This window comes from Paenarthrobacter sp. 22069, assembly GCF_052046035.1.
Lineage (GTDB): Bacteria > Actinomycetota > Actinomycetes > Actinomycetales > Micrococcaceae > Arthrobacter.
Genome location: NZ_JBQEQF010000013.1, coordinates 141,479 through 150,520, shown reverse-complemented (window position 1 = coordinate 150,520; position 9,042 = coordinate 141,479). Strand labels below are relative to the sequence as shown.

Sequence of the window (9,042 nt, the reverse complement as noted above, 5' to 3'; positions counted from 1 at the left end):
GCCGAGGAACTCAAACACACCGCCCGGCTCGCCAAAGCCCTCGGCGTGGACACCGTCGTCGGGTTCACCGGCTCCTCCATCTGGCAATACGTCGCCATGTTCCCGCCCGTCCCCGAGAAAGTCATCGACGCCGGCTACCAGGACTTCGCCGACCGCTGGAACCCCATCCTGGACGTCTTCGACGAAAACGGCGTCCGCTTCGCCCACGAAGTCCACCCCTCCGAAATCGCCTACGACTACTGGACCACCGTCCGCACCCTCGAAGCCATCGGCCACCGCGAAGCGTTCGGCCTGAACTGGGACCCCTCCCACATGCTGTGGCAGGGCATCGACCCCGTCTCCTTCATCTGGGACTTCAAGGACCGGATCTACCACGTGGACTGCAAGGACACCAAGATCCGCCAAACCGGACGCAACACCGTCCTCGGCTCCCACCTGCCCTGGGGCGACCCCCGCCGCGGCTGGGACTTCGTCTCCGCAGGCCGCGGCGACGTCCCCTGGGAAGCCTCCTTCCGGGCCCTGGCCGCCATCGGCTACGACGGACCCATCAGCATCGAATGGGAAGACGCCGGCATGGACCGCCTCCACGGCGCGCCCGAAGCCCTCGCCAACCTCAAAAAGTTCGACTTCCCCGCCTCACAAACCAGCTTCGACGCCGCCTTCAGCAGCAAGGACTGATCCACGCCGTGCGCCTCCTGCGGCCAGGCCAGCAGTGAGAACTCTGGCTTGCCTCAGGGGATGATGGGCATATCTACCGGGCGTCCCCTGCCGGCGGGCTGGCCACGCGGATCATGGACGACGACGTGTGGTTCCCCCGGGCACCAGGACGGGACCCGGGGGTACTGCTAGGGCGTCCGGGCAGACTCCTGCCCGAGGACCACGTCGTACGCCTCCACGCGCCGGTCCGTGACGGTGGTGGGTGACTCCAGATGGACCGCACCCGAGGGCAGGATGCCCGCCCCGCCGTACCGTTCCATCACCCGCCACTGCGCCACGACGTCCTCGCCGGCGTGGTCGGCCGGAAGGCTTGTCCAGAAGCGGAAGCCGCCGGCGTCGTTCAGCGCCTCCCTGCGGTACAGGACGCAGCCACCCAGCCACGCCACACGGTAGGGCACCCACTCGCCCGGCTGCAGCGACAGGTCCGCACCGAGGTGGCTGAGATTGGCAGCGCTGTGCAGCGGCCACCGCTCAAAACCCGGGTCACCGGGCCGGATGCGCTCAGGGACCACCGGGCCCTGCCACGCCTCGAAGGGGGCGGTCTGTTCCGGCCTCCGGTCGTCCAGGAAGGACAACCCCTGCGGGGCCATGCCGACAAAGCCGCATTGCAGCCGGTCCAGTGCCCCGCTCAGCCGCTCCAGCGCTCCCGGCTCCAGCCACACATCATCGTCCAGGAAGAGGCACTGGCCGGCCGTGGACTGGTCCAACAGGAACTGCCGGTGTTCGGCCAGTCCGCGCCGGGGCAGGTGCCGCAGCAGCGTCACGGGACGGCCCTGCGCCTCCAGCACCCGCACCATGGCGGCGGCGGCAGGGTGTTCCCAAGCGGGCTGGCCCGCGGACTGGTCACTGACCAGGACGGCGAACGACGGCTCCGACTGCGCGGCCAGTCCCGCGAGGGTGACCGCGAGCTCCGCCGGACGGTTGCAGGTGGGTATCAGGACGTCCACCGCCACTTTGTCCGGCCGGTCCTGGTGCCGCGCCCACTGTTCCGAAGTTCTCCTGGCCACAGTCCACCCTCCCGGCAACGAAGTTGGCACCGGCAGGCAGCACCCGGTGCATGCTGCTGCCCGTTTCCCGGCACGTTGGTATTGCATATTCCGTACCCAGCCGGGCAGGATCTATTCCCCCTCCGATACCCCGGAAACAGCAAACCCCTGCTGCCGCTGCCGGGAGGGCAGTGGCGGCAGGGGCCGGCTGATCGGGCCCTTTTTAGCCGGCGTCGAAGTTCTCGCCGTCGTCGTTGGGCGACTTTTCCTGCGGCAGGTCATTTCCGCTGCCGTCCGGGATGCCCGTGGCCTCCTGGCCGGACTCGGACGACACCGGCGCCGAGCCCTGGGAATCGTCATTGGACTCATCGATCTCGGCTGCGCTGGAGGGAAGGTCCATGTCATGCGGAACGGGCTCCTGGCCCGTTCCGGACTGCGGGTCGTTGGTGTCCACGCCGGCGGAAGAAGTGCCGCCGCTGGACTGCTGTCCCTGGCCGCCCTGAGCTCCGGCCGCCTCCTGCTCGGCCGTGGGGGTGCCGTAGCCGCCGGGAGCGGCCCCGGGTTCAGCCTGCTGGTTTTCCTGCGTCATGCTTCCTCCTGTTGTTCGTTGCCGATATTGCTGGTCTTTGTGGTTTCTCCTGCGCCTTCACAGTCCCTTGCCGCCGGTGACGGGGAGGACGGCGCCTGAGATGTAGGAACCATCCTCGGAGGCGAGCAGCACATAGGCGGCGGCGAGTTCCGCGGGCTGCCCTGCCCGTTCCAGGGGTGTGTCCTGGCCGAAGGACGGGAGCTTGTCCGGCCACTCTGTGGCAGGAATCAGGGGCGTCCAGATGGGACCCGGCGCCACCGCGTTCACGCGGATCCCCTTGGGCCCGAGTTCCTGCGCGAGGGCTTTGGTGAAGGCCACCTGCGCGGCTTTGGTCATGGCGTAGTCGATGAGACCCGGCGAGGGGTTGAAGGCCTGGATGGAGGCCGTGGTGATGATGGACGCGCCGGCCTTCAGGTGCGGTACCGCTGCGCGCGCAGACCACAGCAGCGAGTACAGGTTGGTTCGGAAGACGCGGTCGAACTCTTCGGTGGGGAGGGTTTGCAGGCTCTCACGGTTTTTTTGGTAGGCCGCGTTCAGGACCAGGATGTCGAGGCGGCCGAATTCGGCTGCGGCCTCCTCCACGATGCGCGTGCTGAACTCCTCCTCCCGTCCGTCACCGGGAAGAAGCAGTGCCCGGCGTCCTGCTTTGCGGATCCATTCGGCGGTGTCCTGCGCGTCGTCCTCCTCTTCGGGGAGGTAGGAGATGGCGACGTCGGCACCTTCCCGGGCGAAGGCGATGGCCGCTGCCTTGCCGATGCCGGAGTCACCCCCGGTAATCAGCGCGCCCTTTCCGGCGAGTTTGCCATGGCCCTCGTAACTGAACTCCCCATGGTCAGGTTTGGGATCCATGGGCCCGGTCAGGCCGGGCTGCTTCTGTTCCTGCTCGGGGAATGGGCCTGAGTGGTAGCCGCCGCGAGGATCCTTCGGCTGGTCTGTCTGCTTGTCACTGTCGCTCATAGTCCGCCTGCCTGTGTCGGTTGACCTGTGTCGGTTGGAAAAGGCTCCGCCATGTCCCGGCCCTTTGAAGCTATCCCGGGCAGCGGAGCAAGTCCACCACTTCGGGTAATAATCAGTAAACTTATCAAATGTGGTGGCGCGCGCAACGGCCAGCCTTGTTTCTGGGTATGGGAGGAGTAGAAAGAAGGCCTGGGCCCTGGGCGGAAAGGAAGGAGCGCACATGTCCGAAGTTGAGGACTACACCGGCAGGACGGGGCGGAATGAAACCCGTGAGGAGCAGCTGGACCGGAACTGGGCGGAACTCCTTCAGGAATTGCGCGTACTGCAGACCGGGGTGCAGATCCTGGCCGGCTTCCTGCTGACGCTGCCGTTCCAGCAGCGGTTCGAAAAGCTGGACGGCTGGGAGGTGGGGCTGTATCTCACCAATGTCGTCATCGCCGCGTTGACTACCGCCTTCATCCTGCTACCGGTCAGCGTGCACCGCCGGCTCTTCCGCAAACGGCTTAAGGAAACACTTGTATCCAGTGCAGACAGCATTACCAAAATTGCCCTTGGCGGCATCGCCCTGCTGAGTGCAGGCACGGCCGCCCTGGTGTTCGACGTCGCTGCGGGCCGCTCCGCGGGCGTTACCGCAGGCGGGGCGCTGCTGGGCGTCATGGTGGTCATGCTGGTTTTTGTGCCGCTCCGCCTGAACAAGCGGGCATCAGGCCGGATGCTCCCGCCCCAATCTGAGAAGGAGTAAAGACATGCGCAGATGGGCAAAAGAGCACGGACTGCTGCTGGCCAACGCCGGCCTTTTCCTGGCGTTTTTCGTGGGCATGATCCCGTCCGGAGCCGCCTCCTACAGCGAGGACCAGCAGGCGCACGGGGAGCCTGCGGTCTCGATCCTCCAGTTCCTGGGCACGGGCGCCTTCGTGGAAGCCACCTTTGAGAACTGGGAATCCGAGTTCCTTCAGATGGCCATGTACGTCGTATTGACAGTGTTCCTATTCCAGAAGGGCTCGTCCGAATCCAAGCCCATGGGCAAGAAGGCCCCGCAGGATGAGGATCCGCGCGACGCCAACATCAGCAGGGCCACGCCGTGGCCGATCCGGCGGGGCGGGGCGGCGCTCAAGCTCTACGAGCACTCACTGTCGATCCTGCTCTTCGCGTTATTCCTGGCCTCGTTCCTCCTGCACGCCGCCGGGGGCGTGGACGAGTACAACCAGGACCAGCAAAGCCACGGCCAGCCCAGCATCACCTTCGTGCAGTACCTGGGCTCCAGCCGCTTCTGGTTCGAGTCCTTCCAGAACTGGCAGAGCGAGTTCCTGTCCGTTGCCGTCCTGGTCGGCGCATCGGTGTACCTGCGGGAAAAGGGGTCCCCTGAGTCCAAGCCCGTTGCCGAGCCGCACTACGAAACCGGAACTTGAGAGCCTGCACTCTCCGCCAGCCCCATCCGCGAGGAGAGACTGCATGCGAACGTTCCTGCGAACCACCCTTCCGGCCCACCTGGTCTTCCGGCGCCGCCGCAACACCACGATCGTGGGCTAGCACAAAGTACGGCTAGGCCCCTTCGAGTACCTGGGTTGTGGCCCAGGCCAGGTACTTGCCGGCGTTAGCGACGGCGTCGTCGGGGCCAGCTGCGACATCCAGCAGCTGCGCCGCTGCCACCACGCCGTGCGCCGCGAGGTCCTCGAAGGTCACGAGGATCCTTCCGGCCACCACGATGACGGGAATACCACGCTCCCGGGCAGCTTCCGCGAGCGCGATCGGGGCCTTTCCGGTGAGTGACTGCGCATCCATCGATCCTTCACCGGTGATCACCAGGTCTGCCTGGTCCAGCTGCCCGGCCAGCCCGGTCAGCCCGGCCACCAGCGCGAAGCCGCCTTCCAGGCTGGCGTTGGTGAAAGCAAGGAACGACGCCGGGAAGCCACCGGCGGCGCCGGCGCCCGGGACGTTCACGTCCCGGCCCGTTGTTTCCCGCAGCACTGACGCCCAGTTGCGCAGCCCGGCGTCGAGCCTTTCCACACTGTCCTGGTCCGCGCCCTTTTGGGGACCGAAAACGTGCGCCGCGCCGGACGGACCATACAGCGGATTGCGAACGTCCACGGCGATGCGGAAGGTGGTGCCGGTAAGGCGCGGATCCAGCGCGCTTGTGTCCAAGGCGACGACGTCAGCCAGCGAGCCGCCACCCAGCGGCACCATGTTCCCGGCCGCATCCAGGGGCTTCAGGCCAAGGGCGCGCAACGCGCCGCTGCCGCCGTCGGTCATCGCCGATCCGCCCAGTCCCAGGACGATCTCCGTGGCCCCGGCGTCCAGGGCGGCAGCGATGAGCTGGCCGCACCCGTAGCTGTGCGCGCGCAGCGCGTTTTCGGGGGTCGGCTCCATGTCGGCCAGACCCGACGCCTGGGCGGTCTCGATCACTGCCGTTACCTTGCCGCCGGCCGCTTTGTGGATGGCCCAAGCGGCCCCGAGCGGAGCAAGGATGGGACCCACCACGGCATTCAACCGCTCTTCATAGCCTGCCGCGACGGCCGCCTCAAGGGTGCCTTCCCCGCCGTCGGCGATGGGGAACTGGGTGGCTACGGCGTCCGGATAGACCCGCAACGCCCCCTCCGCCATGGCGGCGGCGGCCTCGACTGCCGTCAGGGACCCCTTGAACTTGTCCGGAGCGATAAGAATGCGCATGCGCTCCATCATGCCAGCAACGCGCCGGAAAGCGCTTACCAACAGAGGAACCGGCGCCTATATGACTGTCATCCGGCGGCGCTGACCGACGGGCCGCCGCTCTCCACGAGCTGCCTACGCTTCGCGCCAATCGTTGCCGGTGATGTGTGAGCCCGCCTGCGGTCCCATCTGCAACATCCCCCCGTCCACCACCCAGGCCGCACCGGTGACGTAGCTGGACGCGGGCGAGGCCAGGAACGCAATGACGTCCGCGATTTCCCACGCGTTCCCGGGACGCCCGAGAGGCACTCCGGGCCGTTGCGTTGCCGTCGGGTCCTGGTCCTCCTGCCCGGTCATCGGCGTGGCGATTTCACCGGGAGCAACAGTGTTGGCTGTGATGCCGTGCTGGCCGAGTTCCAGGGCCATGGTCTTCATCAGGCCGCCAAGGCCGTGCTTGGACGCATCATATGCGGACGAGCCGACGCGGGGCTGGAATTCGTGAACGCTGGACACCGCGATGAGGCGACCGCCGGTTCCGGCCTGGACCATCCGCCTGGCCGCCGCCTGCAGGCAGACAAACGCTCCATTGAGGTTCGTGTCCAGGATCCGCATCCAGTCGTCAATGCCCATGTCCAGGAATCCGGTACTGGCGCCCGTCCCCGCGTTGTTCACGAAGACGTCCAGGCCGCCCAGTTCTGCGGCGAGGTCATCGATGACGCCGGCAGCAGAGCGGAGTTCGGTGGTGTCCAGGTGCAGGACCACGGCCTTGCGCCCCAGTCCGCGGATCTCGCTGGCTGTCTTTTCCGCACCCTCCTCGTCCGAATGCCATGTCACGCCGACATCCATTCCGGCGCGGGCAAGGGCCACGGCGGTGGCCTTGCCGATCCCTGAGTCGGAGGCGGTCACGATGGCAGTGGAGGGCGTGAAGTTGCTGGTGTCCGGCATGATGGGGCCTTTCGGAAGGTGCGGAGGGCAATTGCGTCCCGCCGGCACTGAGGGCCGGCGGGCCAGGATCAGGCAGCCTTTATGTCAGGCAGGGCGGCGGAGTTCCGGCTCGTACTCGTCAGCAGGAGCGTGGGAGGGACGGGGGCCTGCCGCTTCGGCCTCCCGCGGCGGTCCGGGGACGGCCATCAACGGGACCGCAAAAGTCACCACGGGCCGGCCGGCCGAGTCGTCCGCCGAGCGGACGGTCAGGCTCCTGGTGCCGGGCGGAACCGATGGGGTGAACACCTGGAGGTTGCGGGAACCCACGGTGGCAGACTCCTGCAGGGTGTATTCGGTCCCGAAGTGGTCCTGGAGCGTAATCCGGGGCTGGGGCGCGTCATCCGAGGGAAGGTGGATATTCACCACCAGCCCGGATGCCCACACCTCTACGGAGAGGATGGTGAATTCGGTATTCGAGGTGACGTGCCGTCCGTACGTTGGGGGAAGCAGCATCCGGCGGAGTGCCCCGGATGGAATGAGGTTGCTCATGATTGGTCCTGGAGGTCTTGCGCCGGCGGCCGGGGCCAGCTCCGGAGGATGATCCGGCGCCGGCTGGACGCTGGGGCGCGGGTGCGGCTCAGGCGTCTTCGCGGTTGGGATTCTCCAACCGGAAGAAGTTCGATTGTGTGCCGTCGCTGCGCTGTTCCTGGTAGATGAAATTCAGTTTTCGGGAGTCAAAAGTGTGGAACCATTCCTCCCAGCTGATGTGGCGGAGCTTGTCGTCCTTGCCACCGAAGTCGATCCTCAGCACGCCGAGATGGTCGCCGTGCCCGGTGCCTTCCACCGTGGCAGGAACGCCATTGCACTCCTCCGCCCACTGTCTAATCACTTCGTGGTGGGTGGTGGCAAGGCTCCGGCCTTCGCGTTCCGGCTCGTCCTCGGTGGAGGTGACTTCCTGCGAATACTTCAGGGATTTCGAGGAGTCCGGTCCGCGCCGGATCTTGCCGCCTTCGGGCCCAGCGCCCAGGTCCCCGCGGTCCCTGCCTTCATCCGCTTCACGGCTCTTGGTGTCTTTATTCCCTGCCATAGCGGACCTCCTCTCCCTCCCCCGGCTAACTAGTAAGTCTACTTACCATGTAGCCTCGGGACCCGCCCCTGTGTCAAGGGCAGGGCAGTGACCCTGCGGACGGCGTGCGGAACTGCGGGGAATCTGCGTGGGAGTGGAAGGACTGGACCGCTGCAGCGCTAGCGGCGGGGGCGGACAACGGCGAAATATCCCGGCACCTGGTCCTGGCCGGGGACTCCCGTCGCGGGATTGGTATCGATGGTCACGTGGCCATCCTCAAGGAGTTCCCAGGACGATGCCGGGAAGGCGCGCCCGCGCTCCTGGGGGCCGAAGTGCCCCGGCATGGGGAGTCCTCGGATGGCCAGTTCCAACGGCGCCGGAATGGCTTTGGTGGTGGCACCCAGATGGGACACGTACTCAACCGCGTTCCCCTGGAAGTTGGTTTCGGCCATGAAAACAGTGCCTCGGCGTCCGGTCAGGGTCCGCAGGTTTTCCACCAGCGCCGCCTGGTGGGCGGGGTCCAGGACGTGGAGCACGCCGCGGATGAAGACATTGGCACCCTCGTCCTTGGAGGTGATGGACTCCCCCAAGGCTGCGCCTGCGCCTTCCGCCGTCATGTCCCGTGCTTCGAATGTTGTGTTGGCAGTCCCGGCAGACTCGGCCCGAGCTTTGGCGACGGCATGGGGTGAGACGTCCACACCGACCACCCGTGGAAAGATCCCTGCCAGCGCACGGGTGAAGCTACCGTGGCCGCAGCCGGCGTCCACGACGGGAAGCCCGGGATCAAGGTGGCGCAGGAGGCTGTCCTTGTAGCCCAGGAACTCATGGTCGTTGCCCGAGTCCCAGAGGACCTCGCCGCCCGGGCCGGTGGCGGTGATGCGTTCCCAATAGCTGTCCCACGCAGCGTTGCGGTCCTTGGGAGCGCTCCGCGAGAGCCTGACGAGCTTGGGGATCATCAGGTACTTCTGCCAGGCGGAACGCGGCGGCTTTGTCGGGTAGGGCACGGCTCAAATATATGTTCCCCCGGGCGCAGCGGGTGCACCCTTGCGGTGCATTACGGCGCGCCATGTCCCCGGGCCGCGCATCAGTCGGTGGCTTCGACGTCCGTCAACTGTGGACCTGCGCAGTCCGCATCCCCCTAGAATGTACTCAACTGG

At 66.6% G+C, this 9,042-nt stretch carries 11 protein-coding genes; 3 read left to right on the top strand and 8 right to left on the bottom strand.

Features of this window, described 5'->3' with window-relative positions:
• On the top strand, positions 1-678 hold a 678-nt coding region (locus tag ACTJK0_RS12655; RefSeq protein ID WP_440745404.1), incomplete at its 5' end, for a sugar phosphate isomerase/epimerase family protein.
• Between the two features lie 167 nt (positions 679-845).
• Here ACTJK0_RS12655 and ACTJK0_RS12650 read toward each other — a convergent pair.
• From ACTJK0_RS12650 to ACTJK0_RS12640, 3 genes are all read right to left on the bottom strand, one after another.
• On the bottom strand, positions 846-1,724 hold the full coding sequence (locus tag ACTJK0_RS12650) for a glycosyltransferase (RefSeq protein WP_440745403.1): 879 nt from the start codon (positions 1,722-1,724) through the stop codon (positions 846-848).
• Between the two features lie 202 nt (positions 1,725-1,926).
• Positions 1,927-2,292 carry a hypothetical protein gene (locus ACTJK0_RS12645; protein ID WP_110542293.1) on the bottom strand — a complete coding sequence of 122 codons (366 nt, stop codon included), beginning with the start codon at positions 2,290-2,292 and terminating at the stop codon, positions 1,927-1,929.
• A 57-nt stretch (positions 2,293-2,349) separates the two neighbouring features.
• A complete protein-coding gene (locus tag ACTJK0_RS12640; protein ID WP_110542292.1) occupies positions 2,350-3,249 on the bottom strand; it encodes an SDR family oxidoreductase in 900 nt (299 codons plus the stop codon).
• 220 nt (positions 3,250-3,469) lie between these two features.
• On the opposite strand from ACTJK0_RS12640, the gene ACTJK0_RS12635 reads away from it, so the two are divergent.
• Positions 3,470-3,991, top strand: a complete 522-nt coding sequence (locus ACTJK0_RS12635) for a DUF6328 family protein (RefSeq protein WP_110542291.1) — start codon at positions 3,470-3,472, stop codon at positions 3,989-3,991.
• A 4-nt stretch (positions 3,992-3,995) separates the two neighbouring features.
• Positions 3,996-4,658: a DUF6766 family protein gene (locus ACTJK0_RS12630; protein ID WP_440745402.1), complete on the top strand. Its 663-nt coding sequence runs from the start codon at positions 3,996-3,998 to the stop codon at positions 4,656-4,658.
• Positions 4,659-4,791: 133 nt separating this feature from the next.
• On the opposite strand, the gene ACTJK0_RS12625 is transcribed toward ACTJK0_RS12630, so the two are convergent.
• The 5 genes from ACTJK0_RS12625 to ACTJK0_RS12605 all read right to left on the bottom strand — a co-directional run bounded on the left by ACTJK0_RS12625 (position 4,792) and on the right by ACTJK0_RS12605 (position 8,841).
• Positions 4,792-5,916 carry a glycerate kinase gene (locus tag ACTJK0_RS12625; protein WP_440745401.1) on the bottom strand — a complete coding sequence of 375 codons (1,125 nt, stop codon included), beginning with the start codon at positions 5,914-5,916 and terminating at the stop codon, positions 4,792-4,794.
• 114 nt (positions 5,917-6,030) lie between these two features.
• Positions 6,031-6,840, bottom strand: coding sequence for an SDR family oxidoreductase (locus ACTJK0_RS12620; RefSeq protein WP_440745400.1), 810 nt, complete (start codon positions 6,838-6,840; stop codon positions 6,031-6,033).
• Between the two features lie 84 nt (positions 6,841-6,924).
• Entirely contained in the window at positions 6,925-7,368 is a 444-nt protein-coding gene (locus ACTJK0_RS12615) for a hypothetical protein (RefSeq protein WP_440745399.1), read from the bottom strand.
• An 88-nt stretch (positions 7,369-7,456) separates the two neighbouring features.
• Entirely contained in the window at positions 7,457-7,906 is a 450-nt protein-coding gene (locus ACTJK0_RS12610; protein ID WP_440745398.1) for a Rho termination factor N-terminal domain-containing protein, read from the bottom strand.
• 158 nt (positions 7,907-8,064) lie between these two features.
• The gene (locus ACTJK0_RS12605) at positions 8,065-8,841 is read right to left on the bottom strand and encodes a class I SAM-dependent methyltransferase (RefSeq protein WP_440745413.1); all 777 of its coding nucleotides are present in this window, start codon (positions 8,839-8,841) and stop codon (positions 8,065-8,067) included.
• Positions 8,842-9,042: the final 201 nt, after the last annotated feature.